This window comes from Pseudoflavonifractor sp. MSJ-37, from assembly GCF_018917965.1.
Taxonomy (GTDB): Bacteria; Bacillota; Clostridia; order Oscillospirales; family Oscillospiraceae; genus Pseudoflavonifractor_A.
On record NZ_JAHLPP010000001.1, the window covers coordinates 344,196 to 370,212 of the forward strand.

Below are 26,017 nucleotides of genomic sequence, written 5' to 3' on the forward strand. Positions count from 1 at the left end.
GCACCGAGGGAAGGATGACGACTGCGTTCGCTGGAATTTGTTCAAAATGTCATTGACGGTCCGGTCCAAATTTGCTATGCTATATGCATAGTATGCGAGTGCATATGGGGAGGAAACGCTTATGTATATGAAAGAGGCAGTGGTGAACAACCAGGTCGGCCTGCACGCCCGTCCGGCCACGTTCTTCATCCAGAAGGCCAATGAGTTCAAGAGCTCCATCTGGGTGGAGAAGGAAGAGCGCCGCGTCAACGCCAAGAGCCTGCTGGGCGTCCTGTCGCTGGGCATCGTGAAGGGCACCTCCATCGATCTGATCGCGGACGGTCCGGATGAGAAGGAGGCCGTCGAGGCCCTCATCGAGCTGATCGGCTCCAACTTCTCTGAGTAACAACTATGCGCAAGAGGAAAAGCGCCGCAGTCAGCGGCGCTTTTTTTCCACCGTTTTCCGGGGGATGTGAGATCCGATGACCTTCGATGAACTGAAAGAGAAAGCCCACAGCCTGCCGCTGAAGCCCGGTGTGTACATCATGCAGGACGCCAAAAACACGGTGATCTATGTGGGCAAGGCCAAGGCGCTCAAGAACCGGGTCAGCCAGTATTTCGCTGACCTGGCCTCCCACACGGAGAAAACGCGGGCCATGGTCAGCCAGATCGACCACTTCGATGTGATCGTGGCCGACTCGGAGTTCGAAGCCCTCATCCTGGAGAACTCCCTCATCAAGCGGCATCAGCCCCACTACAACATCCTACTGAAGGACGACAAGGGCTACCCCTATATCCGGCTGACAGTGAAGGAGGCCTACCCGAGATTCTCCCTGGCCAACAGGGCGGCAGAGGACGGGGCCCGGTACTTCGGGCCCTACGGCAGCCGTGGGAGCACGCAGGCTATCATCGACGCCCTGCGCACAGCGCTCCGGCTCCCCTCGTGCAGCCGGAAATTCCCCCGGGACATCGGGAAGGAGCGGCCCTGCCTCAACTATCACATGGGCCAGTGCGACGGCTACTGCCGCCGGGAGATGGACCAGTCCCGGTATGGGGAGGCCATCGAGCAGGCGGTCCGGCTCCTGGAGGGCAAGTTCCAGGAGGTGGGCGACGAGCTCAAGGCGGAGATGGAGCAGGCGGCAGAGGAACTCCGATTCGAGCGGGCCGCCGAGCTCCGGGACCGGTACCGGGCCATCGAGCTGTTGGGCAAGCGGCAGAAGGTGGTGGCCGGGAGCCTGGCCGACACCGACGTGGTGGGCTTCCACCGGGGCGAGGCCAAGAGCTGCTTCGTGGTCCTGCACTATGTGGGGGGCGAGCTGGCCGCCAAGGACTGGGACCTGATGGACACCCCTATGGAGGAGGACCGGAGCGATGTGATCTCCGCCCTCCTGCGGCAGACCTACGGCTGCCGGGCCGACCTGCCCCGGCAGATCCTCCTGCCCTGCGAGCTGGAGGACGAGGTCCCTCTGGCCCGGATGCTCTCGGAACAGGCGGGCCGCCGGGTGGAGCTGGTGAACCCCCAGCGGGGGGCCAAGATGGATCTGATCCGGCTGGCGGACAAGAACGCCGTGGAGGAGGTCATTCGGGCCACCACCCGGGAGGAGCGCCAGAGCAGGCGGGTGGAACTGCTGGGCCGGATGCTGGGCCTGCCGGAGCCGCCGGGCCGGATCGAAGCCTACGACATCTCCAACACCGGAGACGACGATATCGTGGCCTCCATGACCGTGTTCGTCAACGGTCGGCCCCTGAAGCGGGACTACCGGCACTTCAAGCTCCGGGAGATGGAGCATCCGGATGACTACGCCGCCATGGAACAGGTGCTGGAGCGGCGGTTCCGCCGGTATCTGGACGGGGACGAGAAATTCGGAGCCATGCCCGAGCTGCTCCTGATCGACGGCGGCACCACCCACGCCCGGGTGGCAGTGAAGGTGATGCGGGAGCTGGGGCTGTCCGTCCCTGTGTTCGGCATGGTCAAGGACGACCGCCACCGGACCCGGGCCCTGGTGGACCCCCAGGGGGCGGAGATCGGCATCCAGAGCGAGCCCGCGGTGTTCGCCCTGGTGGGCCAGATCCAGGAGGAGACACACCGCTTCGCCATCGAGTTCAACCGGCTCCAGCGGACGAAGCGGGTCAGAGGCTCAGTGCTGGACCAGATCCCCGGCGTGGGCGAAAAGCGCCGGGACCAGCTCCTGAGCCATTTCAAGAGCGTGAAGCGTATCCGGGAGGCCGGACTGGAGGAACTGGAGGCCGTGGTGCCCAAAAATGTGGCACAGGCGGTCCATCAGGCCCTCCGGCGGCCAGAGCAGGAAAGGAAGGATGACAGATGCGAGTGATCACCGGCTCCGCCAGGGGCAAGCGTTTGAAGGAACTGGAGGGCATGGAGACCCGGCCGACCACGGACCGGGTGAAGGAGGGGCTCTTCAACATCATCCAGTTCGACCTCGAGGGCCGCCGGGTGCTGGACCTCTTCGGCGGCACGGGACAGCTGGGCATCGAGGCCCTGTCCCGGGGCGCGGCCTCCTGCGACTTCGTGGACCTGCGGAAGGACGCGGCGGCTGTCATCCGGGCCAATCTGAAGGAGACCCGTCTGGAGGACCGGGGCCGGGTGGTCCAGGGGGACTCACTGTCCTTCCTGGCCGGGTGCAGAGGAAAGTATGATGTGATCTTCCTGGATCCCCCCTATGCCTCCGGCCTGCTGGAAAAGGCCATGGAGCTGGTCTGCAAGATTGACATCCTTTCGGAACATGGTATAATGGTCTGCGAAAGTGCCGCGGATCATGTCCTGCCGGATGTGGAAGCCCCTTATGAGAAAGGGCGGGACTACCGCTATGGCAAGATCAAGATCACTCTGTATCGGCGGGGGCTGTGAACCACGCCTCCGGATGCCTGTGCCGGGAGAGGAAAGAGGTCCCCTGTGAAAACTGCGATCTACCCTGGAAGCTTCGACCCCATCACTCTGGGTCACCTGAACATCATCAAGCGCGCGTCAGTGTGCTTCGACCGCCTGATCGTCTGCGTGATGGTGAATTCCGATAAGCTCCACACCGGGCTGTTCACCCCGGAGGAGCGGGCGGAGCTGATCCGAAAGGTGGTCTATAAGCTGCCGAACGTAGAGGTGGACTGGTCCACGACCCTCCTGGCGGAATACGCCCGGGAGAAGCGGGCCTGCACGCTGGTGAAGGGCCTGCGGGCGGTGTCCGACTATGAGAACGAGATGCAGATGGCACTGCTCAACCGGAAGCTGAACCCTAGGCTGGACACCATGCTGATGCCGTCCAGCACGAAATACACCTACGTCAGCTCCAGCGTGGTCAAGGAGATGGCCCGCTATGGAGCGGATCTTTCGGATTTCGTCCCCCGGGAGATCATCGATGACATCGACCAGCGGATGAAAGAACGGATGAAAGAAAGGAGGGGCTGACATGGCCAGCGGCGTGGAAGAATTGATGGATCTGCTCTATCAGCTGATCGACGAGGCCAAGAATATGCCGCTCAGCGGAGACAAGTGCATCGTCGAGCGGGACAAGGCCCTGGATCTGATCGACGAGATCAGGGGACAATTCCCCATGGAACTGAGCGAGGCGCGGAAGCTGATCGCCAGCCGGAACGACTATATCGCCTCGGCCAAGCGGGAGGCCGACCTCATCAAGCGTCAGGCGGAGGACAAGGCCAAGCAGATCCTGGCGGAGGATGAGCTTGCGGCCCAGGCCAAACAGCGGGGCAGCGAGATCATGCGTCAGGCCGAGGAGCGCAGCCGGGAGCTGCGGCAGGCGGCCAACGCCTACTGTGAGGACGCCCTGCGCCGCACGGAAGAGGCGGTGGCAGAGGCCTATGACGAGATCAAGAAGTCCCGTACCCGGTTCCGCAGTGCGGCGGCGGGGATGAACAACAAGTGAGGGCCCTTCGGCGGTCCGCCCGGTGTAACGATCCGGGCGGACCGCTTTTTTGACGTTCCAGTGCAAAAAAGAGTGGAAAACGGTGGGAAAACGCCGCTGGATGACATATCCTGCCGCAAAAAGAGACCTGCACGGTGGTCCAGAGCGGCGGTATTATTTCAATCGAACGTATGTTTTTGTACTGAAAACCGCAGTTTTACTCGGGAAATATCCATTTCTTTTGAGAAAAAGGGGAAAGAAATACTTGCAATTCCCACGCGGAGCAATTATACTAAAAAGCAGAGTGGAGCAGAATGGAGGAAAATGGAGCAGATCTCCATCCTGCCGGAGGGAGGGAACGGTCCGTGACTGGCACCTACGAGCACAGCATCGACGCCAAGGGCCGTATGTTCCTGCCCTCCAAGCTCCGGGAGGAGCTGGGCTCCAGCTTCCATATCGCCGTAGGGGCCAACCGGGACAGCGCTGGGATATGCAAGTATCTGGTGATGTACCCTCAGGCCGCCTGGCAGAAACTCCAGGAACGGGTGGCGGAGCTGCCCAGCGCTCAGGCCGCCGCCATGGACGTCATCTTCGGCAACGCCGCCAAATGCGAGCCGGACAGCCAGTGGCGCATCCTGATCCCGCAGGATCTGCGGGATTATGCGGGCCTCACCCGAGACGTGGTGGTGGTCGGCAACAACGACAAGGCCAAGATCTGGGACGCCGAGACTTGGAACGCCAAAAAGAAACGCGAGCTCACGCCGGAGCAGGTGGCCGACACCATGCTCCTGCTGGGGCTCTGACCTGATATGATCGGAAACGAGAGGAGCACATCCGGTATGGCAGAGTTCACCCATCGCCCCGTCCTGCTGGAGGAGTGCATCCAGAGCCTGGCCATCCAGCCGGAGGGCATCTATCTGGACGGGACCTTGGGACGGGCGGGCCACTCCCGAGCGATCGCGGACCGGCTCACCACCGGCCGCCTCATCTGTGTGGACCGGGATCAGGCGGCGCTGGACGCCGCCCAGGAGCGCCTCGCCCCGTGGATGGACAAGGTCTCCCTCGTCCACAGCAATTTCTGTGAGATCGACGCCATCCTGGACGGGCTGGGCATCCCCGCCGTGGACGGGATGCTCTTCGATCTGGGCGTGTCCTCCCCACAGCTGGACGACGCCTCCCGGGGGTTCTCCTATATGGCGGACGCCCCGCTGGATATGCGCATGGATCGGAGCGACGTCCTCACGGCCCGCACCGTGGTCAACGAGTGGCCCCGGGAGGAACTGCGCCGGATCTTCTCCCAGTATGGAGAGGAGCGCTACGCCGGACTGATCGCCGCGGCCATCGAGCGCCGCCGGGCCGAGCGTCCGATCGAGACCACGCTGGAGCTGGTGGACGTGATCCGTTCCGCCATGCCCGGCAAGGCATTGAGAGAGAAACAGCACCCGGCCAAGCGGTGCTTCCAGGCGATCCGCATCGCCGTGAACGATGAGCTGACCTCCGTGGACCGGATGCTCCGGGCAGCGGTGCCCCGGCTCAACGCCGGCGGACGGCTGGCGGTGATCTCCTTCCACTCGCTGGAGGACCGGATCGTGAAGAACGGGCTGGCGGAGTTCGCCCGCGGCTGTATCTGTCCGCCGGATTTCCCGGTCTGTGTGTGCGGCAGGAAGCCGGTGATCCGGCTGGTGGACCGCAAGCCCATCGTCTCCGGCGCGCAGGAGCTGGAAGAGAACCCACGCGCCCGCAGTGCCAAGCTGCGCGTGGCGGAGAAGCTTTGATCTTTCCATCCCGCTGAGAGGCGGGGATAGTCTCACGAATGATAAAGGAGCTGGTCCCCATGGCTTCTATGGCCAAGCGCAGTGCGAGACATGTCTATCAGAACGTGCCGGGCAGCAGCTATGACGGCTCTGCCGTCCGGCGGCTGGAGCGTGAGCCGGTCGCCCAGCCCAGGGTCCGCCCCAGGGAGCGGGCCGTCGCCCGTCCCCGCGTCAAGGTCCGGGAGGCGGGGAAGGTCGCGCCCTTCGCCGTGGCGGGCTTCGCCGCCGTGGCGGTGTTCGCGGTGCTCCTGCTCATGAGCTACATCCAGCTGGCTCAGATCTCCAACGACGTGGTGTCGCTCAAGAGCGAGATGACCACGCTCCAGAGCGACGAGGCCCAGCTGCGGGCAGAGTACGCGCTGGCCTACGACCTGAGCGACATCGAACAGAAGATGACTGCGGACGGCAGCATGAGCCATCCGCAGGACAGCCAGATCTGCTATGTGGACCTGTCTGAGCCTGATTCCATCGAGTTCCCCACCGGCGAGGCGCCGGTGAAGGGCCTCGCCGGGCTGGTGAAGAGCGTCCAGGACTTGGTGGGGGAGATCGTGGAATATTTCCGCTGAGCCCTCATACAGTGCATTGCAGACCTCAAAAGAGAAAACAGGGCTGCCTTCCGAGTGTATCTGAGGCCCGCGGCGCGGGCCGAGACGAGAACGACGACTGGCGGCCTCCCAGCGAGGGCGTAAGAAGGAAGTTCTTACGCCCTCCTGTGATATCATCGCCCACGCAAGGAGAGACCCATGAAAAACGACAAGAAGCGGCAGAAGCCGGACCGGAACACGAACCGCACCGTGCTCCGCAGGACGCTGTTCCTCATGGCTATGTGCGGCGTGGTGAGCTTCGTCCCCCTGATCTACAAGCTCTATGACCTCCAGATCCGTCAGCATGACGAGCTCCAGGCCCGGGCTTTGGATCAGCAGACCTGGGACCAGGCCGTCACCGCCGACCGCGGCACCATCTATGACAGCAAGGGGACCCCGCTGGCCATGAGCGCCGAGGCCTATTACATCCAGCTCTCCCCCAACGAGATCCTCCAGCGGCAGAAGGAGTACGACGACAAGGTGGCCAAGGCCGGCGAGGAGTCCGACCCGGAGAAGCGGGCCAAGAAGATGCCCTCCTACGACAAGCCCACCAGCGAGTCCATCGCCCAGCATCTGGCGGCGATCCTGGATCTGGACGAGGCGGATATCCTGAAGCGGCTGGCCAAGACCGAGTCCAAGTATGAGATCATCAAGACCCAGGTGGAACGGGAGACCGCCGACCAGGTCCGGGAGTACGCCTCCGGCAACGGCCTCTCCTCCGGCATCTATGTCCAGCCCAGCTCCAAGCGGTACTACCCCAACAACAGCCTGGCCGCCCAGGTGATCGGCTGGGTCCAGTATGAGGACAACAGCGCCAGCCACGGCGCCTACGGCATGGAGGCCATCTATGATGACGAGCTGGGCGGCAAGGTGGGCCGCGTGGTCACGGCAAAGACCGGCAAGGGCACTCAGATGCTCTACCGGTATGAGGACTATGAGGACGCGGTGGACGGCAACGATCTGCACCTGACCATCGACGCCACCATCCAGTACTACTGCGAGCGCATCCTGGCCGAGGGCATCGAGAAGTTCGACGTGCAGAACGGCGGCTTCGCCATCGCCATGGACCCAAAGACCGGCGCGATCCTGGCGTGGGCCAACTCGCCCACCTACGATCTGAACACCCCCCGCACCATCACCGACCCCATCCTCAAGGCCAAGCTGGAGCAGATCCAGAACAGCAACGCCACCGATGAGGAGAAGTCTCAGCAGAGCACGGAGCTCCTCTATGACCAGTGGAGCAACAAGGCCATCAACGAGCCCTATGAGCCCGGCTCCACCTTCAAATCCATGGTGCTGGCCGCCGCGCTGGAGGAGGGCGTGGTCAATGAGAACAGCTCCTTCTACTGCAGCGGCGTGGCAAAGGTAGCGGACTGGTCCATCCGGTGCTCCAAGCGCACCGGACACGGGGCCCAGACCCTGGCTCAGGCCGTGGCCAACTCCTGCAACCCGGCCTTCATCGCCATCGGTCAGAAGCTGGGGGCCGAGAAGTTCTACGACTATCTGGAGGACTTCGGCTTCCTGTCCCAGACCGGCATCGACATGATGGGCGAGCCCGCCGCCCCCAACTATAACATCATCTGGCCCAGGGACCGCTTCACCAGCGCCAACGGCCTGACCAATCTGGCCACCGCCTCCTTCGGCCAGCGCTTCAAGGTCACGCCGATCCAGCTCCTGACGGCGGCCTCCTCCGTCGTCAACGGCGGACATCTGATGAAGCCCTACGTCATGGACAGCATCACCGATGCCGACGGCAATGTGATCGAGAGCACCGAGCCCACCGAGATCCGTCAGGTGATCAGCGAACAGACCAGCGAGCGCTGCCGCTCGATCCTGGAGGGCGTCGTCAAGCCGCCGGGCACCGGCAAGGCCGCCTATGTGGCGGGCTACCGCATCGGCGGAAAGACCGGCTCCTCGGAGACCGACGCCAAGGACCACACCATCGTCTCGTTCCTGGGCTTTGCCCCGGCCAACGACCCTCAGGTGATCGTCCTGCTGGCCTACGACAATCCCAAGCCTGTGGCCCCCGGCGCCAACGTGACCGCCGGAGGCTGGTACATCAGCGGCGGCAACATGGCGGCCCCCCAGGCCGGCAAGCTGCTCACCGACATCCTGGACTACATGGGCGTCGCCAAGCAGTACACGGATGAGGAGAAGGCCGTCATGGATATGCCGGTGCCCTCTCTGGTGGGCATGAGCCTGACCGACGCCGCGGCCCGGCTGAAGGAGAACGGTCTGGACGTGCGGACCGAGGGCGAAGGCGACACCGTCACCGCCCAGATCCCCGCTGCCGGCGTCTCCATCCCCGGAGGGAGCAAGGTCATCCTGTACATGGGCGCCGAGAAGCCCACCGACAAGGTGGCCGTCCCCAATGTGGTGGGCCTGAGCCGGACCCAGGCTCAGGAGGCCATGACCAGCGCGGGCCTCTATCTGAAATCCACCGGACTCACCATCGGCAGTGACGTGAAGGCTGAGAGCCAGGGCATCGCCTCCGGCACCGAGGTGGAGCGCGGTACGGTGGTGGAGGTCCACTTCATCCAGAGCACCAGCAGCGGCGGCGCGGGCACCGGCCTGTAAGCGCCCCGGCAGAGAGAAGAGCGTTTCCCAGCTTCCCAGCACAGATGAGAGCGGATGTCATCAACGACCCGAAGGGGTGACAGTATGAGATCGCGCCAGCTTTTGGCCGGCGTCGCCCCTTCGGGGGCGCCGTTCGACCCTGATATGGAAATTTGTGGTATATCATATGACAGCCGGACCGTCCGGCCGGGGGAGCTCTTCGTGGCCCTCCCCGGCTGGCGGACCGACGGGCACCGTTACATCCGGGAGGCGCTGGACAAAGGCGCCGCCCTGGTCCTGTGTGAGCGCCCTCCGGAGGGGGAGGGGCCCTGGATCCGGGTGCCGGACGCCCGGGCGGCGCTGGCGGCGGTGTCCGCCAACTGGTTCGGCCATCCGGCGGAGGAGCTGACCGTGATCGGCGTCACCGGCACCAATGGCAAGACCACCACCACCTGCCTGCTGAAGGAGGTGCTGGAGCGGGTGACGGGGGAGAAGGCCGGCCTAATCGGGACCAATCAGGACCTGATCGGAGACACGGTCCTCCCCGCGGTCCGCACCACCCCGGAGAGCTGGGAGCTCCAGCGGCTCCTGCGGCAGATGGCGGACGCGGGGTGCCGCTATGTGGTGATGGAGGTCTCCTCCCATGCCCTGACGCTGAAACGGACGGCGGGGATCCGGTTCGCTGTGGGGGCCTTCACCAATCTGACCCAGGACCATCTGGACTTCCACGGCACGATGGAGGCCTACCGGGCCGCCAAGGGGCTCCTGTTCCGCCAGTGTGACCGGGCCGTCATCGACCTGGATGACGAGGCGGGGCGGTACTACGCCCGCACCGCTCCCTGCCCCGTGTACACCTACTCGGAGCGGCGGGACGAGGCCGACCTGACCGCCAAGAACGTGCGGCTCTTCCCGGACCGGGTGGAGTTCGTGGCGGTGGAGCGGGGCGGCCTGTGTCGGGTGTCCCTGCCGATCCCCGGGGGCTTCACGATCTACAACGCTCTGGCGGTGTTGACCTGCGGCCGCCTGCTGGGGCTCGGGCTGGAGGAGATGGCCCAGGCCCTCCGGGAGACCAGGGGCGTGAAGGGCCGGATCGAGCCGGTCCCGGTCCCGATGGACTTCACGGTCCTGATCGACTACGCCCACACGCCGGACGCCCTGGAGAAGCTCCTCATCACGGTGCGGGACGCCACGCCCGGGCGGGTGATCTGCCTCTTCGGGTGCGGCGGGGACCGGGACCGGTCCAAGCGCCCCGTCATGGGGGCGGTGGCCTCGGCGCTGGCGGACATCGTGGTCCTGACCTCGGACAATCCCCGGAGCGAGGACCCGGAGGCCATCCTCGCCGATATCCGCGCCGGGATGGACGGGTCAGCCGTCTGCCAGACCGAGCCGGACCGGCGGAAGGCCATCCGGCTGGCCCTCTCTCTGGCCCGGACAGGGGATACGGTGGTCCTGGCCGGGAAGGGCCATGAGACCGAGCAGGAGACCGCCGGACAGAAGATCCATTTGGACGAGCGGGAGGAGGTGGCCGCCTGGTCCCGCCAGACCGTGCCCGCCATGTGGAAACTGGATGAGAAGTCCCAGGGACCGGGGGATATTTCGTAACAAATTCACCGGCACCATCGGTGGAAATACCGGGGCGAGTGTGATACAATACCTCTCTGTGATATCGTGCAAACTGTCTGAAAGAGGTACGGAGGTTCAAAAGAAATGGATATGAGGATCATACTGAGCGTCATCCTGGGGTTCCTGGTGTCGGCCGTGGCGGGAAAGCTGCTCATCCCCGTCCTGCGGGCCCTGAAGGCCGGTCAGTCTATCAAGGAGATCGGCCCCACCTGGCACATGACCAAGCAGGGCACCCCCACCATGGGCGGTCTGATGTTCATCATCGCGGTCGCGGTGGTGCTGGCGGCAGTCGGCTGGAAGGATCTGGCCGCCGGCCGTCTGGGCGGGCTGTATACCTATGTGTTCGCCCTGGTGTTCGGCGCGATCGGCTTTTTGGACGACTATATGAAGGTGAAGAAGCATGAGAACACCGGCCTCACCGCCGGCCCCAAGTTCCTGCTCCAGCTGGCGGCGGCCATCGTGTTCACCATCCTCCTGCGCAATGAGGGGTACCTGACCCCCGACCTGTACATCCCCTTCGCCAATGTGACCTTCCAGATCCCCTGGGTGGTCTATATGGTCTTTGCCGCCTTCGTCATGGTGGGCACCGTGAACGCGGTGAACATCACCGACGGCATCGACGGACTGTCCAGCAGCGTGACGGTGCCCGTGGCCCTGTTCTTCGCTCTGGCGGCATCCCGGTGGGGGAGAGACGATATCGGCGTGCTGGCGGCGGCTCTAGTGGGCGGCCTGCTGGGCTTCCTGATCTACAACTTCCACCCGGCCAAGGTGTTCATGGGCGACACCGGATCCCTGTTCATGGGCGGCATGGTGTGCGGCCTGGCCTTCGCCCTGGATATGCCCCTGATCCTGATCCTGGTGGGCATCATCTACATCGCGGAGACCCTGTCCGACATCATCCAGGTGGCCTATTTCAAGGCGACCCACGGCAAGCGGATCTTCCGCATGGCGCCTCTCCACCACCATTTCGAGATGGGCGGCTGGAGCGAGGTGAAGCTGGTGGTGGTGTTCACCAGTGTGACCGTGCTGTTCTGTGTCCTGGCCTGGCTCGGGATCCTGGGACGCTATCCCGCGTGACGCGGCACATCCAGTAAGTCTTTGACCGGAAGGAGGCGGGCCCATGGCTCGGAAAGCAAAGCGCGACCGGACCGTCGAGGAACAGCTGGCCCACGGGCCGGTGGATATGCCCTTCCTCATGCTGGTCCTCATGCTGACGGTGATCGGCGTGGTCATGGTGTTCTCCGCCTCTTACGCCACGGCGCTCTATGACGCCAAGACGGCCCACAACGACCCCACCTATTACTTCGTGAAGCAGGCGGGCTTCGCCGTAGGAGGCGTCCTGGCCCTGTATATCGTCACCAAGATCGACTACCAGTCCTTCCGGTGGATGTCGGTGGGCGTGCTGGCGGCGTCCTATGTGCTCCTCCTGCTGGTGTTCACCCCTCTGGGCTTCGGCAAGGCCACAGTGGGCGCCCAGCGCTGGCTCAAGCTGGGACCCATCAACTTCCAGCCCTCGGAGATCGCCAAGATCGGCGTCATCCTGTACTTCTCGGCCCGCCTGTGCAAGCGGAACACCGAGAAGCCAAAAAAGCTGGATCCCCGCTCCAACCTGAGCGGCCCGATCGCCTTCCTGCGGCGGATCGGCTTCACGGAGCTGATCCCCTATGGCATGATCCTGGGCTCCATCGCGGTGCTGATGCTGATGGAGCCCCATCTGTCCGGCACCCTGCTGATCCTGCTGGGCGGCGCGGCGGTGCTCTTCGCCGCCGGCATCCGGCTCCAGTGGTTCGGCGTGGGCCTGGGCGGCGTGGCTGTCCTGCTCCTGCTGATGATGGCCGGCTATCAGAGCGACCGCATCAAGATCTGGCTGGATCCCTGGGCGGACCCGAGAGGGGACGGCTTCCAGACGATCCAGTCCCTGCTGTCCATCGGCTCCGGCGGCCTGCTGGGGGTGGGACTGGGCAAGAGCCGGCAGAAGTTCGACTTCCTGCCGGAGCCTGAGAACGACTATATCTTCGCCATCGTCTGCGAGGAACTGGGCCTGGTGGGGGCCTGCGTGATCCTGTTCCTGTTCGCCCTGCTGATCCTGCGGGGCTTCTGGATCGCGATCCATGCCCGGGACCGGTTTGGCGCCCTGCTGGTGGTGGGCATCATGACCCAGATGGCGGGACAGGTGTTCCTGAACATCGGCGTGGTCACCAACCTGCTGCCCCCCACGGGCATCTCCCTGCCCTTCTTCAGCTATGGCGGCACCGCCCTGCTGATCCAGTTGGCGGAGATGGGCATGGTGCTCAGCGTGTCGAGGCAGATCCCGGCGGCGAAGTCGGGATAGCGCCGCGGCGCGGAGGGGACGGAACGGTCTGCATAAGAAAAACACGCGGAGGGGAAGGGCTCTCCGGTAGGAGGTCATCGTATGAACGTACTGTTCACCTGCGGCGGGACCGCAGGACATATCAATCCGGCCGTGGCGCTGGCCCGGCTGTTCCAGCTCCGGGACCCGGACTGCAAGGTGCTCTTCGTGGGCGCCGACGGCGGCATGGAGACCCGGCTGGTGCCCAAGGAGGGCTATGACATCAAGACCGTCACGATCACCAATTTCCGGCGGTCCTTCACCCCTGCGGCCATCGGCCACAACATCAAGACCGTGTTCAATATGGGCCGCTCCCGGAAGCAGGCCGACCGGATCCTGAAGGAGTTCCAGCCGGATCTGGTGGTGGGCACCGGCGGCTATGCCTCCTATCCCATCGTCAACGCGGCGGCGGCCAAGGGCATCCCGACCGCTGTCCATGAGTCCAATGCCGTCCCCGGTCTGACCACCAAGGCCCTGTCCAAGGTGGTGGATGTGGTCATGGTGGGCTTCGAAGAGAGCCGGGACCACTATGAGGATCCCTCCAAGGTGGTCATCACCGGTACTCCCGTCCGGGGCGACTTCTTCCAGTACACCCGCAGGGAGGCCCGGGAGAAGCTGGGCATCGCCGATGACCGACCGGTGGTGGTCTCCGTGTGGGGCAGCCTGGGCGCCGAGGCCATGAACAAGCAGATGGCCGACTTCATCGCTCTGGAGTGCAAGGCGGGCGAGCCCTTCCACCACATCCACGGCGCGGGCCGGGAGTTCCAGAACATGGGCCGCCTCCTGAAGGAGCGGGGCGTGGACCTGGCCGCCCATCCCGGCATCGACGTGCGGGAGTACATCTATGATATGCCCGTGGTCATGGCCGCGGCGGACCTGGTGCTCTGCCGGGCCGGCGCGTCCACGATCTCCGAGCTGACCGCGATCGCCAAGCCCTCCGTGCTGGTGCCCTCCCCCAATGTGGTGGCGGACCATCAGACCAAGAACGCCCGGGTGTTGGCCGAGGCCGGCGGCGCGGTGCTCCTGCCGGAGAAGGAGTCCTCCGGCCAGAAGCTCTATGAGATCACGGCGGACCTGCTGTCCAACAAGGAGAAGCGGGACGCCATGGGCGAGGCCCTGCGGCATATGGCCGTGCCCGACGCCAGCGAGAAGATCTACAAGACTCTGATCGGGCTGGCGAAGAAATAAGTCCGTCTGCACCCGATGCGCCCCTTCACCATAGGATGGTCCGACGAGACCATTGAGTGGAGGGGAATGTCATGAGCGATGTGTTGTACGTCCGGGGCGGGCGGCCCCTGAACGGGAGCGTCCGGGTCCACGGGGCGAAGAACAGCGCCCTGCCGATCCTGGCGGCGGCTCTGCTGGCCCCCGGGACCAGCGTGATCCGCAACTGCCCGCCTCTGTCCGATGTGGAGGCCTCGCTGGCGATCCTGCGACATCTGGGCTGTTCCGTACGGCAGGAGGGGGATGCGGTCACGGTAGACGCCTCGTCCCCGGTCCGGTGCGACGTGCCCGACGCTCTCATGCGGGAGATGCGCTCCTCCGTGATCTTCCTGGGGGCGATCCTGGGCCGCATGGGGGAGGCGGAGCTGTCCTATCCCGGAGGGTGCGAGCTGGGGCCGCGGCCCATCGACCTGCATCGGAAGGCCATCCAGGCATTGGGCGGCACGATTCAGGACGCGGGCGGACATCTGCGGTGCTCCGGCCGCCTCGTTGGCCGGGAGATCGTACTGGGCCGCCCCAGCGTGGGGGCCACGGAGAACGCCATGCTGGCGGCGGTGGCGGCCGCCGGGACCACGGTCCTGTGCAACGCCGCCCGGGAGCCGGAGATCGTGGATCTCCAGACCTTCCTGCGCTCCATGGGGGCCAGCGTCCGGGGGGCGGGGAGCTCCGTGGTGGTCATCGAGGGCGGACGGCCCCTCCACGGCGGGGAGCACACCGTCATGGGGGACCGGATCGTGGCCTGTACTTATCTGGCGGCGGCGGCCGCCGCCGGGGGAGACATGACCGTCACCGGAGTGGATCCTCGGCATCTCTCGCCCGTCACTTCTGTGCTGGCCGAGGCGGGATGCGCCGTCCGCAGTGAGGAGGACCGGGTGCGCCTGACGGCTCTGGCGCCCCTCAGCGGGAGCCGGCCGATCCATACCGCCCCCTATCCCGGCTTCCCCACCGACGCCCAGCCGCCTCTGATGGCGGCACTGGCCAAGGGCACAGGGACGACGCTCTTCGTGGAGAACATCTTCGAGAGCCGGTACCGGCACGTAGACGAGCTGGTCCGCATGGGGGCGGACATCCGGGTGGAAGGCCGCGTAGCAGTGGTATGCGGCGTGCCGGGGCTCCACGGCGCGGCGGTGGAGGCCTCCGATCTGCGGGGCGGGGCGGCCCTCGTGGTGGCCGCTCTGGGGGCCAGAGGCGAGAGCCGGATCGGCGGACTGCGCCACCTGGACCGGGGCTACTGGCGGCTGGAGCAGGCCCTGCGGGACCTGGGGGCCGCAGTGGAACGGACCGGGACACGAGCTTAGAAAAAACGGAGGGGAATGGTATGGCGGCGAGAAAGAGAAGGACACGGCGCAGACGGGGACGCTTCAGCATCCTCTATAAGCTGTTGTCCGTCCTGCTGATCGCGGCGGCCATCCTCACCGGCTGTATCGTCTTTTTCCGGGTGGATCAGATCGTGGTCAGCGGGGAGACCCGCTATACCGACGAGCAGATCGTGGCCGCGGCAGGGGTGGAACAGGGGGAGAACCTGTTCCGCCTCAACAAATTCGATATGGTCCGGCAGATCCGCTCCAAGCTCCCTTACATCGACACGATCGCCATCAGCCGGAAGCTGCCGGACACGCTGGTCATCACTGTGACCCCCAGCACGCCGGCGGCGGTCATCCAGAGCGGCGGGAAGTGGTGGATGCTGGACACCGGGTGCAAGATCCTGGAGCAGGGGGACAGCACTCTGGCCCAGGGCCGCGCGGTCCTCACCGGCCTGACGCCCCTGTCGCCCGCAGTGGGCAGCGGCCTGGCCGTGGAGGAAGGGGAGCAGAAGAAACTGGACGGCCTGGAGAAGCTCCTCTCCGCCCTGACGGAGCGGGGCATGGTGGACAAGCTCACCGATTTCATCGACCTGACGGCGGAGAACGAGGTGCGCTTCGGCTATAATGGGATCCTGACGGTGGAGATGCCCCTCTTCGATGACTTCCAGGCCCAGACCTGGCGGCTCCAGCGGGCCCTGGAGGAGCTGGAGGCCCGGAACGGCACCGTGGCCGGGACCCTCCATCTGCCGTCTGAGGGCAACGAGGCCTGGCTCATGGCCGACCGATGGATGCCGGACTCCTCCGCCGCGTCTGCGGCTCCCGCCCCGGAGGGGGATGGGACGGCGGAGACCGGAGCGGGGACCGAAGGGGACGGCGTGTCCCCCACGCCCTCTCCGACCCCAAGTCCGGAGCAGTGACCGAGGAAGAAGGAGAACAGTGAGATGCATATCCCAAAGATGCGTGAGCCGGGGGAGCTGGCTGTGGTGGCCGTGTTCACCCTGCTGGGCTTCCTGTTGGCAGTCCAGCTCAAGAGCGTGAAGCTGAACACGGCAGTGGACGCCACCAGCGCCAGCCGACTGGAGACGCTCCAGGAGCTCTATAACGACCTGTCCGCCGAGCGGGATGGGCTGAAGGATCAGCTGGCGGATACCCAGAAGGAACTGGAGGAGTATCGGTCCGCGGCGGCCTCCGGCGAGAGCGGGAGCGCCATCAAGGCCGAGATCGAGCAGCTCTCTCAGGCGGCGGGCCTCACCGATGTGGAAGGCCCGGGCGTCATGGTGATCCTCAGCGACTCCAAGGCGGAGAACACCAGCGGGGACGAGGCCGACTATCTCATCCACGACAGCGACCTCCTGTCCGTCATCAATGAGCTCCGGGACGGCGGGGCGGAGGCTCTGTCCTTCAACGGAGAACGCATCCTGGCCACCAGCGAGGTCCGCTGCGCCGGGTCCGTGGTGCTGGTCAACGGGAAGCGCTTCGCCGCCCCCTTCGTGATCTACGCCATCGGCGACCCCACCACCCTCTATAACGCCCTGACCATGCGGGGCGGCGTGGTGGACGTGCTCAGCCAGTGGAAGATCGGCGTCACCGTGCAGATGAGCGACAAGCTTCTGATTCCCCGCTACAATGGCACGATCGCCAGTGAGTATCTCTCCCCGGCCTCGGAGAGCGGCGAGGAAGGGGGCGTGGGCTGATGCTGAGACTGGAATTTTTTGGCCTGGTCCTGGGGCTCCTGCTGGGCTGGCTGTGTCCATGGACCTTCCCGGCGGGATGGTCCATCTATGTGGCGGCGGGCCTGCTGGGCGCGCTGGATTCGGCCTTCGGCGGGTGCAACGCCCGGATCAAGGGGACCTTCAAGCTCAGCATCTTCCTCTCCGGGACCATCGGGAACACGCTGATCGCCGTGTTCCTCTCCTGGCTGGGACAGAAGCTGGGCATCCCCCTCTATATGGCGGCAGTGGTGGTGTTCGGCACCCGGATGTTCCAAAATTTTGCGGAGATCCGGCGTGAGCTATTGACTGACCGCCGAAAGAGCGATAAAATACAATAAGATATGATATTGAAGTATTTTCTTACGGCACGAAGGAAGGAAAGCACAGTGTTCCCGAACAGGAGTGCCGAATCGACATACTAGGAGGAGCAGTTATGGCGTTTGGACTGGATACCGGGCCTGACAGCGTCGTCACGATCAAAGTAGTCGGCGTGGGCGGCGGCGGAAACAACGTGGTCAACCGGATGATCGCGGACGGCATGGAGGGTGTCGATTTTATCGCAGCCAATACGGATAAACCGTTCCTGGACGTGTCCAGGGCGACCTATAAGATCCAACTGGGCGAGAAGCTCACCGGCGGCCGCGGCGCGGGCGCCGATCCGGAGAAGGGCCGCAAGGCCGCCGAGGAGAGCCGCGCCCAGATCTCCAAGACCCTGGAGAACACCGACATGGTGTTCATCACCGCCGGCATGGGCGGCGGCACCGGCACTGGCGCGGCCCCTATCGTGGCCGACATCGCCAAGGAGATGGGCATCCTGACCGTGGGCGTGGTGACCAAGCCCTTCAACTTCGAGGGCAAGCGCCGCATGATGCAGGCGGAGAAGGGCATCGAGGATCTGCGGGATAAGGTGGACAGCCTGGTCATCATCCCCAATGAGCGTCTGAAGTACGCCACCGATCAGAAGATCACCTTCCTCAACGCCTTCCAGATCGCGGACGACGTGCTGAAGCAGGCCGTACAGTCCATCTCCGATTTGATCAAAAAGACCGGCCTCATCAATCTGGACTTCGCCGACGTGTCCGCCGTCATGAAGGACGCGGGCATGGCCCACATGGGCGTGGGCCGGGCCGCCGGCAAGAACAAGGCCGAGGAGGCGGCCAAGCAGGCCATCTCCAGCCCCCTGCTGGAGACCTCCATCGACGGTGCCAAGGGCGTGCTGGTCAACTTCACCGGCCCGCTGGACATGAGCATGGACGAGGTGGACGCCGCCGCCAGCCTGGTGAGCGAGGCCGTCCATCCCGACGCCAACATCATCTTCGGTACCACCTTCGATGAAAACATGGACGACGAGATCCGGATCACCGTGATCGCCACCGGCTTCGAGGAGAACTACCCCGGCGCTCTGTCCAACAAGCCCTTCACCGCCGCCGGCGAGAAGAAGGATGCCCCTGCGGCTCCGGCCTCTACGCCCTTTGCCCCCAAGACAGAGGCCGCCGCTCCCGCCGCCTCTGCCCCCAGCGCTCCCGCTGGGGAGAGCACCGGCATGACCGATGACGGCTGGGACGATATCTTCAAGATCTTCGACCGCAAGCACTGAGCCTATGAGGCCCCGGCGCGGAGCGTTCGCTCCGCACCGGGGCCTTTTCCCTTTGAAAAGGAAATTTTACGGGCCAAAGAGCGGCGTTGTCCTTGCCTTCCACGGGGGCGGGGTGTATAATGAACAAGTAAACGGGGTGGTCTGCCAGACCATCCCGCAGGCAAGGCGGCCGCTTTCGCGGCCCCTTCGTGGGGAGAGACCCACAGATCAGCTTGGCCAGCGAAGGAGTGATATGCGCCGTGAGCAGCGACCCTTGGAGTCGAAAACGGGATCATACATCAGCAGCGGCGCACAGAGCCTGAACGGGTGAGGACCATCCGTCCGTCTGTACTGCCGCGGTGTCTGTGTGCCCGGAAAGGGTATAGAGACGAAAAACGAGACAGACAGGCGGGCTTTTTCTCTGTTTAGAGAGGGATGAGGCCCAGCCGGGAAAGGCGGGATCTTTTTGCTTTCTATCTACAAGACCATCGACGGAAAAATGACGAAGCTGGACGCGATCCAGGACGGATGCTGGGTCAACCTGACCTACCCCAGCGAGGACGAACTCAACACCGTGGCTGCCACGCTGGCCGTGGAGCCTTCCTTCCTCCGGGCGGCGCTGGATGAGGAGGAGACCTCCCGCATCGATACCGAGGAGGGGCAGACCCTCCTGATCATCGACGTGCCCTCTGTGGAGAAGGACGATGCGGTGGTGTACTCCACCCTGCCTCTGGGCATCATCGTCACCGAGAAGCACATCATCACTGTCTGCCTGAAGGAATCCTCCATCATCCGGGATTTCCAGGACGGACTGGTCCGCAACGCGGAGACCCAGAAGCGCACCAGCTTCATCCTCTATATGCTCCTGCGGGTGGCCAAGCGCTTCCTGCAGTACCTGAAGCAGATCGACAAGATCTACAACTACATGGAGCGTCAGCTCTACAAGTCCCAGCGGAACAAGGAGCTGATCCAGCTCTTGGATCTGGAGAAGTCGCTGGTCTACTTCAATACGTCATTGAAGGCCAACGAGGTCACGCTGGAGAAGATCCTCCGCGGCCGCATCATCACCCTCTACGAGGAGGACCACGATCTGCTGGAGGACGTGCTGATCGAGGTGCGGCAGGCCATCGAGATGGCCAACATCTACTCCTCCATCATCTCCGGCATGATGGACGCCTTCGCGTCGGTCATCTCCAATAACCTGAATGTGATCATGAAGGTGCTGACCTCCATCACCATCCTGCTGACGATCCCCAACATCGTGTTCGGCTTCTACGGCATGAACGTGGCGGGCCTGCCGCTGGACCAGTTCTGGTGGTTCCCGCTGATCGTGGCGGCCCTGATCATCGGCGGAACGGCGGTCATCCTGAAGAAGAAGGACCTGTTCTAATACAGAATATCGAACGAAAAACGGCGGACAGCTTGGGAAGAACGCTTCCCGGCTGTCCGCCGTTCTATTTTTTTGCTCACAGAGGGGCGGACCGTTTTATTTCAGCGCCGCTGCGACCCGGCCCAGAGTATCCTGATGGGTCTTGTCCAGCAGGTGGGTGTAGATGCGTCCGGTGGTGGAGGGGGTGGAGTGCCCCAGAGCACGGCCGATGTCGAAGAGCGGGGCGCCCTGAGCAGAGGCCACGGTGGCAAAGGTATGCCGCAGGCCGTGGAGAGTGAGCTTGGGCAGTCCATGGCGGCGGACGAACCGGGTGAAGGCCAGCGAGACCGCGTTGGGCGAGTACGGGGTTCCACGGCGGTCCACCGCCACCAGACCGGAGTCCGGCCAGGCTGGGCCAAGGGCCAGCTTGGCCTCCGCCTGACGGGCCCGCTCCCGCTTCAGGAGCCGATAGAGCTCGTCTGTCATGTACAGGGCCCGGGTGGAGGCGCGGGTCTTGGTCTCCTTCTCCACGATCAGGGCCCCGGCGGCGGTGCGGGCCTGACAGATATGGATCTTGCGGAGGCGGAAGTCCACGCTGTCCCAGCGCAGACCGCAGATCTCCTCCCGGCGGAGGCCCAGGAACCCGGCCAGCTTCACGATCAGCTCCAGCCAGGTGCCCTCCACCAGGATATAGAGCTCCTTCAGCTCGCTCGGGGTGTAGTATCCGATCTCCGGCCGGATGGTCCGGGGCGGCTCTACCCGGTCGGTGGGACAGCGGAGGATCACATCCTGGCGCACCGCCGTGTGGAGGGCGGCGGAGAGCAGGTCATGGTGCCGCCGCACCGTATTGGGAGAGAGGTGCTTGTCCCGGACCAGCATGGTGTAGTAGCTCTGGATGTCCAGAGGGGAGAGCTTCTGGACCGGGATGTCCCCGATGGCCCCGTCGATGTGGTTCTCGATGATCTTCCGATAGGCGTAGAGGGTGGTCTCCGCGCGATTGGGAGCGATCACGTCGTTGACCCAGTAGACCAGCCAATCGTACAGAGTCAGGGCCTGTGGGACGATGTTCTGCTGGGTCTCCTTCTTCACTTGAAACTCACGCAGAGCGCGGCGGGCGGCGTTGAGGGTGGGGAAGGTCTTGTAGCCCCGGACTCGGCGGCCCACGTCGTCCGACCCGTAGTCCATATAGACATAATACTTGTTCCGGGCCTGATCGTAGGAGATGTTGGCTTCGATTTTGATGCGCGGCATGACGGATTCCTCACTTTCGACAAACTTCGGGTACGCTGGTTCAGTTTTACCATATTTTCATCGAAATTTATAGTGTGAAGAATGAAAAAGATGAATGAATGATTTTTAGTATATCATATCAGAGAAGTTGGAGGAGAGAAGGCTGGACAGGCGTAAAAAAGCCCCGGAGCCGTTAGGCTCCGGGGCTTGAGGGGAGGATCTGGTCTAGGGGTGGAAGGGACAGCGGCGTCCGATACATTCGCCGTTCTCGCGGGACCAATGACAGCGGATCAGATCCGGCAGTTCCATGTCCACACCCAGATGGGCAGATACGAAGGGGACCGCGGTGGAGATGGCTAAGAAAGAGTCCCGTTTACAGCACCGGGGGCCGCCGATCCGGCCGATGGCCTGGAGACAGGACCCGGTGAGCTGGTCACACAGCCCGAAGCTGTCTGCGGACAGAGGCGTGGTCCCGGTGGCGATACTGGCGAAGATCCCGGCGCTGACCGCCGCGCCGCAGCACCCCCAAAAGCCGCAGATCCCGCCGGGGACCTTTTGGCTCCGACGTTCCAGCTCAGCCAGAGCAGGGGCCAGATCCACTGTGCCGCCCGCATTGTGATAGGCGGTCAGGAGCGCGGCCCCCACCAGCGTGTGGTGTTCCGGGCCGTGCATATGGATCGGCGGCAGGTCCATGAGCCGCTGGGCGATCCGGATCGGGTCGGCGGAAGGCTCATCCAGACAGGCGGAAACGATCGCGGCGCGGCTCTCTTTCCCGTGGCAGTCGTCGCAGACGAAATGGCCGTTCTCACAGTGGGCGCTGCCGGAGAAGGTCCGGCCGCAGAGCGCGCAGGTCAGGGGACGCTCCTCCCGGAGATAGACCAGCGGCGCACCGCAGAGGAGACAGGCATTGGGCTGGTGGATCTGAGACATGACGGTCATCCTTTCTGCTGTGCCATCGCCACGGCCTCGGCGATCCGCACACCGTCTACGGCGGCGGAGACGATGCCGCCGGCATATCCGGCGCCCTCGCCGCAGGGATAGAGACCCCGCAGGCCGGTGGACTGGAAGTCCTCCCCGCGGAGGATCCGCACCGGGGAGGAGGAGCGGGTCTCTACGCCGGTGAGGACCGCGTCGGGGGCGGCGAAGCCCTTCACCTTCCGGTCGAAAAGGGGGAGGGCGTCCCGCAGGGTATCGGCCACATAGCCGGGGAGACAGCGGCGCAGGTCGGTCCAGGTGACGCCGGGGCGGTAGGTGGGCGCCACTCTACCGGGGCCTTGAGAGGGCCGCCCGGCCAGGAAGTCCCCTACGGTCTGGGCGGGGGCGTGGAAGGCGGCGGGACCGGGCTGGCCCGGCTCCAGACCGCCGGTGCCTACCGCCCAGGCGGCGTGTTCCCAAGCCTCCTGGAAGCGGACGCCGGCCAGAGGATCGCTGCCAGGGAAGTCCTCAGGGCTGACCCCTACGAGGAAACCGCCGTTGATGTTCTCCCCGTCCCGGGCCCGACAGCTCATGCCGTTGGTGACCACCTGCCCGTAGTCGGAGGCGGCAGCTACCACCTGTCCGCCGGGACAGACACAGAAGGTGTAGGCCGACCGGCCCGAGGGCAGGTGGCAGGAGAGCTTGTAGTCCGCCGGAGGCAGGTCCTTCCAGTAGTCTCCGAACTGGGCGGCGCTGATATCCGCCTGCCGGTGCTCGATGCGCACGCCGATGGCGAAGCTCTTCCGCTCCATGGGCAGACCAAGATCCTGAAGGAGGGTGAAGGTGTCCCGGGCGGAATGGCCGGGGGCCAGGATGACGGTGTCGCAGGGCAGGTCATAAGGGCCAGTCTCGGTCATGACCGTGACGCCCGCGATCTGGCCGTCGGTCTGCCGGATGCCGGTGAGCTGGCTCTCGAAGCGCACGTCACAGCCCAGCCGGATCAGTTCCAGCCGGAGGTCCCGGACCACCTCCCGGAGGACGTCGGTGCCGATGTGGGGCTTGTGGCTCCAGGCCACGTCGGCGGGCGCGCCGGCCCCCACCAGCGTGTCCAGCACGGTGCCGATCCGGGGATCGTGGGTGCCGGTGGTCAGCTTGCCGTCGGAGAAGGTTCCGGCGCCGCCCTCGCCGAACTGCACATTGGAGCTCTGGGAGAGCTGACCGGTCTGCCAGAACTGTTCCACATCCTGGGCCCGTTCCTCCACAGGGCGGCCCCGCTCCAGGACCACGCAGGGGATCCCGGCCCGGGCCAGATAGAGAGCGGCGAAGAGCCCGGCGGGGCCCATGCCCACCACCACCGGCTTTCGGTCCGAGGACCGCAGGACGGCGGGGAAGCGGTAGGGCTTCCGCTCCACCTTGCGGATCCGGCCGCCGGAGCACCGGGAGAGGACTTTGTCCTCCTTCTCCACAGAGACCTGGACTGTGCAGACCAGATGCACGTCGTTCTTCTTCCGGGCGTCGATGGACTGGCGGACCAGCCGGAGGACGCCGATGTCCCGATAGGGGACCCCCAGGAGCTTGGCGGCCCGGCGGCGGAGCTGCTCCTCATCACTGCCCACCGGCAGGGAGATGTTGTCGATCTGAAGCATGATGCGCTCCTTAGAGGGCGGCGGCGGTGTCCAGCGCCACCTCCATCATGGCGGTGAAGGAGGTCTGCCGCTGTTCCGGAGTGGCATGGACGCCGGTGAGGAGCTCGTCGGAGACGGTGAACATCCCAAGAGCATTCTTCCCCAGCCGGGCGGCATTGCAGTAGAGGGCGTTGGACTCCATCTCGATGGCCAGGACGCCCATCTTCTTCCAGTCATCCACCGGGGACACATCGTCATAGAACACGTCGGCGGAGAGGACGTTGCCCACCACGCAGTGGAGGCCCTCCCGGGCAGAGGCGATGGCCTCGGCGGTCTTGAGCAGGGGGAAGGAGGCGATGGGGGCGAAGGTGCCGGGCAGATGGTACTGGGCGGCGTAGTTGGAGGAGGTACAGGCGCCGGCGGCCATGACCAGATCGCCCAGATGCAGGTCGGCCCGGATGGAACCGGTGGTGCCGATCCGCAGGATGTTCTCCACCCCGTAGAACTGGAAGAGCTCATAGGAGTAGATGCCCATGGAGGGGCAGCCCATGCCGCTGCCCTGGACGGAGACGGGGACGCCCTTGTATTTGCCGGTGAAGCCCAGCATCCCCCGGACGCCGTTGACCTGCACGGCATCGGTGAGGAAGGTCTTGGCGATGAATTTGGCCCGGAGCGGGTCGCCGGGCATGAGGACGGTCTTGGCGTAAGCGCCGTTCTCTGCTTCGATATGGGGAGTAGACATGATGGAAGTTCCTCCTTCGATGGTCATTCGGAGTCGTATCGTGTTCGAGTCTATTGTAATCGGTCCGGCCGAAAGCCGCAAGAGGGGAGTTGACGGACGATCGACAAGGGCAGAGGATCCTGATGAGATAGGAGAGACGAAAGAGCCTGGGATCGGTCCGTAGACCGGAAAATGCCCCCGCCGTCTGGCGGGGGCATTTTGATCCGTTCATACGGTCGGGAGCGCTCGCTTACTTGCCGACGATCTCGGCGGTGTCACGGGCGATCATGAGCTCCTCGTTGGTGGGGATCAGCAGGACCTTCACCTTGGAATCGGCGGCGGAGATCACGGTCTCCTTGCCGCGGACCTGGTTGGCCTCGACGTCCATCTTCACGCCCATGAACTCCAGACCGGAGGCGATGGCCATACGGGTGCCCATATCGTTCTCGCCCACGCCGGCGGTGAAGATGATGGCGTCCACGCCGCCCATAGCGGCGGCATACGCGCCCACATACTTGCGCACGCTGTACTGGAAGGCCTCCAGAGCCAGCTTGGCGCGCTCGTTGCCCTTCTCAGCGGCCTCTTCCAGATCGCGGAAGTCGGAGGACACGCCGGAGATGCCCTGCACGCCGGACTTCTTGTTCAGGATGGTCAGCATCTCGTTGATGTCCATCTTGTACTTGTTCATCAGGTACTCCAGGATGCCAGCGTCCAGATCGCCGGAGCGGGTGCCCATGGGCACGCCGGCCAGAGGAGTGAAGCCCATGGTGGTGTCCACGGACTTGCCGCCGTCGATGGCGGTGATGGAGGAGCCGTTGCCCAGATGGCAGGAGATCAGCTTGAGCTCCTCGATGGGCTTGCCCAGCATGGCGGCGGCGCGGCCGGCCACATACTTGTGAGAGGTGCCGTGGAAGCCGTAGCGGCGGACCTTGTCGTTCTCATAGTACTCGTAGGGCAGAGCGTAGATATAGCTCTTGGCGGGCATGGTCTGATGGAAGGCGGTGTCGAACACGGCGACCATGGGCACGCCGGGCATGACCTTCTCGCAGGCCTTGATGCCGGTGATGTTGGCGGGGTTGTGCAGGGGGGCCAGGGGGATGCACTCCTCCAGAGCGGCCATCACAGCGTCGTCGATCTTGACGGAGGAGGCGAACTTCTCGCCGCCATGCACCACGCGGTGGCCCACGGCCTCGATCTCGCTCATGCTCTTGATGACGCCGTGGTCGGGGCTGGTCAGGGCGTCCAGGACGGCCTGGATGGCCTCGGCATGGGTGGGCATGGGGATCTCGAAGACGTGCTTGGCGCCGGTGGCCGGGATCTTATGGGTCAGGCGGCCGTCGATGCCGATGCGCTCACACAGACCCTGAGCCAGGACCTCCTCGGTGCTGGGATCCAGCAGCTGATACTTCAGGGAGGAGCTCCCCGCGTTGATGACAAGAACCTTCATGACACATGACTCTCCTTTGTTCATTTTAGTGTGGTCCGCCCTTGCGGCCGGACAGGAAGGTATTGTAGAATAAGTACATCGTACCCTATTTTAGCCTATTTTTCGGGAAAGGA

At 64.5% G+C, this 26,017-nt stretch carries 24 protein-coding genes; 19 read left to right on the forward strand and 5 right to left on the reverse strand.

Annotated features, from left to right (window positions below):
• The first annotated feature begins 121 nt into the window (after positions 1–121).
• The 19 genes from KQI12_RS01570 (at position 122) to KQI12_RS01660 (ending at position 19,987) form a co-directional block, all read left to right on the forward strand.
• Positions 122–385: an HPr family phosphocarrier protein gene (locus tag KQI12_RS01570; protein WP_216570136.1), complete on the forward strand. Its 264-nt coding sequence runs from the start codon at positions 122–124 to the stop codon at positions 383–385.
• A 76-nt stretch (positions 386–461) separates the two neighbouring features.
• Positions 462–2,312, forward strand: a complete 1,851-nt coding sequence (gene uvrC, locus KQI12_RS01575; RefSeq protein ID WP_216570138.1) for an excinuclease ABC subunit UvrC — start codon at positions 462–464, stop codon at positions 2,310–2,312.
• On the forward strand, positions 2,303–2,848 hold the full coding sequence (gene rsmD, locus KQI12_RS01580; protein ID WP_216570139.1) for a 16S rRNA (guanine(966)-N(2))-methyltransferase RsmD: 546 nt from the start codon (positions 2,303–2,305) through the stop codon (positions 2,846–2,848). The genes uvrC and rsmD overlap by 10 nt, the downstream gene beginning before the upstream one ends.
• Positions 2,849–2,893: 45 nt before the next feature.
• On the forward strand, positions 2,894–3,400 hold the full coding sequence (coaD, locus tag KQI12_RS01585) for a pantetheine-phosphate adenylyltransferase (protein ID WP_216570141.1): 507 nt from the start codon (positions 2,894–2,896) through the stop codon (positions 3,398–3,400).
• Between the two features lies 1 nt (position 3,401).
• Positions 3,402–3,875: a hypothetical protein gene (locus KQI12_RS01590; protein ID WP_216570142.1), complete on the forward strand. Its 474-nt coding sequence runs from the start codon at positions 3,402–3,404 to the stop codon at positions 3,873–3,875.
• A 344-nt stretch (positions 3,876–4,219) separates the two neighbouring features.
• A complete protein-coding gene (mraZ, locus tag KQI12_RS01595; protein ID WP_216570143.1) occupies positions 4,220–4,657 on the forward strand; it encodes a division/cell wall cluster transcriptional repressor MraZ in 438 nt (145 codons plus the stop codon).
• Between the two features lie 36 nt (positions 4,658–4,693).
• A complete protein-coding gene (gene rsmH, locus KQI12_RS01600) occupies positions 4,694–5,629 on the forward strand; it encodes a 16S rRNA (cytosine(1402)-N(4))-methyltransferase RsmH (protein ID WP_216570144.1) in 936 nt (311 codons plus the stop codon).
• A 38-nt stretch (positions 5,630–5,667) separates the two neighbouring features.
• Positions 5,668–6,234, forward strand: coding sequence for a hypothetical protein (locus KQI12_RS01605; protein ID WP_253290760.1), 567 nt, complete (start codon positions 5,668–5,670; stop codon positions 6,232–6,234).
• A 177-nt stretch (positions 6,235–6,411) separates the two neighbouring features.
• Positions 6,412–8,829 carry a penicillin-binding transpeptidase domain-containing protein gene (locus KQI12_RS01610; protein WP_216570145.1) on the forward strand — a complete coding sequence of 806 codons (2,418 nt, stop codon included), beginning with the start codon at positions 6,412–6,414 and terminating at the stop codon, positions 8,827–8,829.
• 84 nt (positions 8,830–8,913) lie between these two features.
• Positions 8,914–10,410, forward strand: a complete 1,497-nt coding sequence (locus KQI12_RS01615) for a UDP-N-acetylmuramoyl-L-alanyl-D-glutamate--2,6-diaminopimelate ligase (RefSeq protein WP_216570146.1) — start codon at positions 8,914–8,916, stop codon at positions 10,408–10,410.
• 111 nt (positions 10,411–10,521) lie between these two features.
• Entirely contained in the window at positions 10,522–11,508 is a 987-nt protein-coding gene (mraY, locus tag KQI12_RS01620; RefSeq protein ID WP_216570147.1) for a phospho-N-acetylmuramoyl-pentapeptide-transferase, read from the forward strand.
• Between the two features lie 43 nt (positions 11,509–11,551).
• On the forward strand, positions 11,552–12,763 hold the full coding sequence (gene ftsW, locus KQI12_RS01625) for a putative lipid II flippase FtsW (RefSeq protein ID WP_216570149.1): 1,212 nt from the start codon (positions 11,552–11,554) through the stop codon (positions 12,761–12,763).
• Positions 12,764–12,844: 81 nt separating this feature from the next.
• On the forward strand, positions 12,845–13,969 hold the full coding sequence (murG, locus tag KQI12_RS01630) for an undecaprenyldiphospho-muramoylpentapeptide beta-N-acetylglucosaminyltransferase (protein ID WP_216570151.1): 1,125 nt from the start codon (positions 12,845–12,847) through the stop codon (positions 13,967–13,969).
• 71 nt (positions 13,970–14,040) lie between these two features.
• On the forward strand, positions 14,041–15,303 hold the full coding sequence (gene murA, locus KQI12_RS01635) for a UDP-N-acetylglucosamine 1-carboxyvinyltransferase (RefSeq protein WP_216570153.1): 1,263 nt from the start codon (positions 14,041–14,043) through the stop codon (positions 15,301–15,303).
• 20 nt (positions 15,304–15,323) lie between these two features.
• Positions 15,324–16,226: a cell division protein FtsQ/DivIB gene (locus KQI12_RS01640; RefSeq protein ID WP_216570155.1), complete on the forward strand. Its 903-nt coding sequence runs from the start codon at positions 15,324–15,326 to the stop codon at positions 16,224–16,226.
• Positions 16,227–16,250: 24 nt separating this feature from the next.
• Positions 16,251–17,003: a DUF881 domain-containing protein gene (locus KQI12_RS01645; protein WP_253290761.1), complete on the forward strand. Its 753-nt coding sequence runs from the start codon at positions 16,251–16,253 to the stop codon at positions 17,001–17,003.
• Positions 17,003–17,359, forward strand: a complete 357-nt coding sequence (locus tag KQI12_RS01650) for a small basic family protein (RefSeq protein WP_216570157.1) — start codon at positions 17,003–17,005, stop codon at positions 17,357–17,359. The genes KQI12_RS01645 and KQI12_RS01650 overlap by 1 nt, the downstream gene beginning before the upstream one ends.
• Positions 17,360–17,454: 95 nt before the next feature.
• A complete protein-coding gene (ftsZ, locus tag KQI12_RS01655) occupies positions 17,455–18,618 on the forward strand; it encodes a cell division protein FtsZ (RefSeq protein WP_216570159.1) in 1,164 nt (387 codons plus the stop codon).
• Between the two features lie 445 nt (positions 18,619–19,063).
• The gene (locus KQI12_RS01660) at positions 19,064–19,987 is read left to right on the forward strand and encodes a magnesium transporter CorA family protein (protein WP_216570161.1); all 924 of its coding nucleotides are present in this window, start codon (positions 19,064–19,066) and stop codon (positions 19,985–19,987) included.
• Between the two features lie 96 nt (positions 19,988–20,083).
• Here the strand turns inward: KQI12_RS01660 and KQI12_RS01665 are convergent, their stop codons facing one another.
• From KQI12_RS01665 to KQI12_RS01685, 5 genes are all read right to left on the reverse strand, one after another.
• Positions 20,084–21,217 carry a site-specific integrase gene (locus KQI12_RS01665; RefSeq protein WP_216570163.1) on the reverse strand — a complete coding sequence of 378 codons (1,134 nt, stop codon included), beginning with the start codon at positions 21,215–21,217 and terminating at the stop codon, positions 20,084–20,086.
• Between the two features lie 204 nt (positions 21,218–21,421).
• On the reverse strand, positions 21,422–22,126 hold the full coding sequence (locus KQI12_RS01670) for a DUF5714 domain-containing protein (RefSeq protein WP_216570165.1): 705 nt from the start codon (positions 22,124–22,126) through the stop codon (positions 21,422–21,424).
• Positions 22,127–22,131: 5 nt separating this feature from the next.
• The gene (locus KQI12_RS01675; RefSeq protein WP_216570166.1) at positions 22,132–23,757 is read right to left on the reverse strand and encodes an NAD(P)/FAD-dependent oxidoreductase; all 1,626 of its coding nucleotides are present in this window, start codon (positions 23,755–23,757) and stop codon (positions 22,132–22,134) included.
• 10 nt (positions 23,758–23,767) lie between these two features.
• Entirely contained in the window at positions 23,768–24,478 is a 711-nt protein-coding gene (gene deoD / locus KQI12_RS01680; RefSeq protein ID WP_216570167.1) for a purine-nucleoside phosphorylase, read from the reverse strand.
• A gap of 229 nt (positions 24,479–24,707) precedes the next feature.
• The gene (locus tag KQI12_RS01685; protein ID WP_216570168.1) at positions 24,708–25,904 is read right to left on the reverse strand and encodes an acetate/propionate family kinase; all 1,197 of its coding nucleotides are present in this window, start codon (positions 25,902–25,904) and stop codon (positions 24,708–24,710) included.
• Positions 25,905–26,017 lie beyond the last annotated feature (113 nt).

Bases quoted from the DNA above. Each gene is read 5' to 3' on its own strand.
- KQI12_RS01570 (WP_216570136.1), top strand. From the start codon at position 122: ATGTATATGAAAGAGGCAGTGGTGAACAACCAGGTCGGCCTGCACGCC.
- uvrC (WP_216570138.1), top strand. From the start codon at position 462: ATGACCTTCGATGAACTGAAAGAGAAAGCCCACAGCCTGCCGCTGAAG.
- rsmD (WP_216570139.1), top strand. From the start codon at position 2,303: ATGCGAGTGATCACCGGCTCCGCCAGGGGCAAGCGTTTGAAGGAACTG.
- KQI12_RS01590 (WP_216570142.1), top strand. From the start codon at position 3,402: ATGGCCAGCGGCGTGGAAGAATTGATGGATCTGCTCTATCAGCTGATC.
- rsmH (WP_216570144.1), top strand. From the start codon at position 4,694: ATGGCAGAGTTCACCCATCGCCCCGTCCTGCTGGAGGAGTGCATCCAG.
- KQI12_RS01605 (WP_253290760.1), top strand. From the start codon at position 5,668: ATGATAAAGGAGCTGGTCCCCATGGCTTCTATGGCCAAGCGCAGTGCG.
- KQI12_RS01610 (WP_216570145.1), top strand. From the start codon at position 6,412: ATGAAAAACGACAAGAAGCGGCAGAAGCCGGACCGGAACACGAACCGC.
- KQI12_RS01615 (WP_216570146.1), top strand. From the start codon at position 8,914: ATGAGATCGCGCCAGCTTTTGGCCGGCGTCGCCCCTTCGGGGGCGCCG.
- mraY (WP_216570147.1), top strand. From the start codon at position 10,522: ATGAGGATCATACTGAGCGTCATCCTGGGGTTCCTGGTGTCGGCCGTG.
- ftsW (WP_216570149.1), top strand. From the start codon at position 11,552: ATGGCTCGGAAAGCAAAGCGCGACCGGACCGTCGAGGAACAGCTGGCC.
- murG (WP_216570151.1), top strand. From the start codon at position 12,845: ATGAACGTACTGTTCACCTGCGGCGGGACCGCAGGACATATCAATCCG.
- murA (WP_216570153.1), top strand. From the start codon at position 14,041: ATGAGCGATGTGTTGTACGTCCGGGGCGGGCGGCCCCTGAACGGGAGC.
- KQI12_RS01640 (WP_216570155.1), top strand. From the start codon at position 15,324: ATGGCGGCGAGAAAGAGAAGGACACGGCGCAGACGGGGACGCTTCAGC.
- KQI12_RS01645 (WP_253290761.1), top strand. From the start codon at position 16,251: ATGCATATCCCAAAGATGCGTGAGCCGGGGGAGCTGGCTGTGGTGGCC.
- KQI12_RS01650 (WP_216570157.1), top strand. From the start codon at position 17,003: ATGCTGAGACTGGAATTTTTTGGCCTGGTCCTGGGGCTCCTGCTGGGC.
- ftsZ (WP_216570159.1), top strand. From the start codon at position 17,455: ATGGCGTTTGGACTGGATACCGGGCCTGACAGCGTCGTCACGATCAAA.
- KQI12_RS01665 (WP_216570163.1), bottom strand. From the start codon at position 21,217: ATGCCGCGCATCAAAATCGAAGCCAACATCTCCTACGATCAGGCCCGG.
- KQI12_RS01670 (WP_216570165.1), bottom strand. From the start codon at position 22,126: ATGTCTCAGATCCACCAGCCCAATGCCTGTCTCCTCTGCGGTGCGCCG.
- KQI12_RS01675 (WP_216570166.1), bottom strand. From the start codon at position 23,757: ATGCTTCAGATCGACAACATCTCCCTGCCGGTGGGCAGTGATGAGGAG.
- deoD (WP_216570167.1), bottom strand. From the start codon at position 24,478: ATGTCTACTCCCCATATCGAAGCAGAGAACGGCGCTTACGCCAAGACC.
- KQI12_RS01685 (WP_216570168.1), bottom strand. From the start codon at position 25,904: ATGAAGGTTCTTGTCATCAACGCGGGGAGCTCCTCCCTGAAGTATCAG.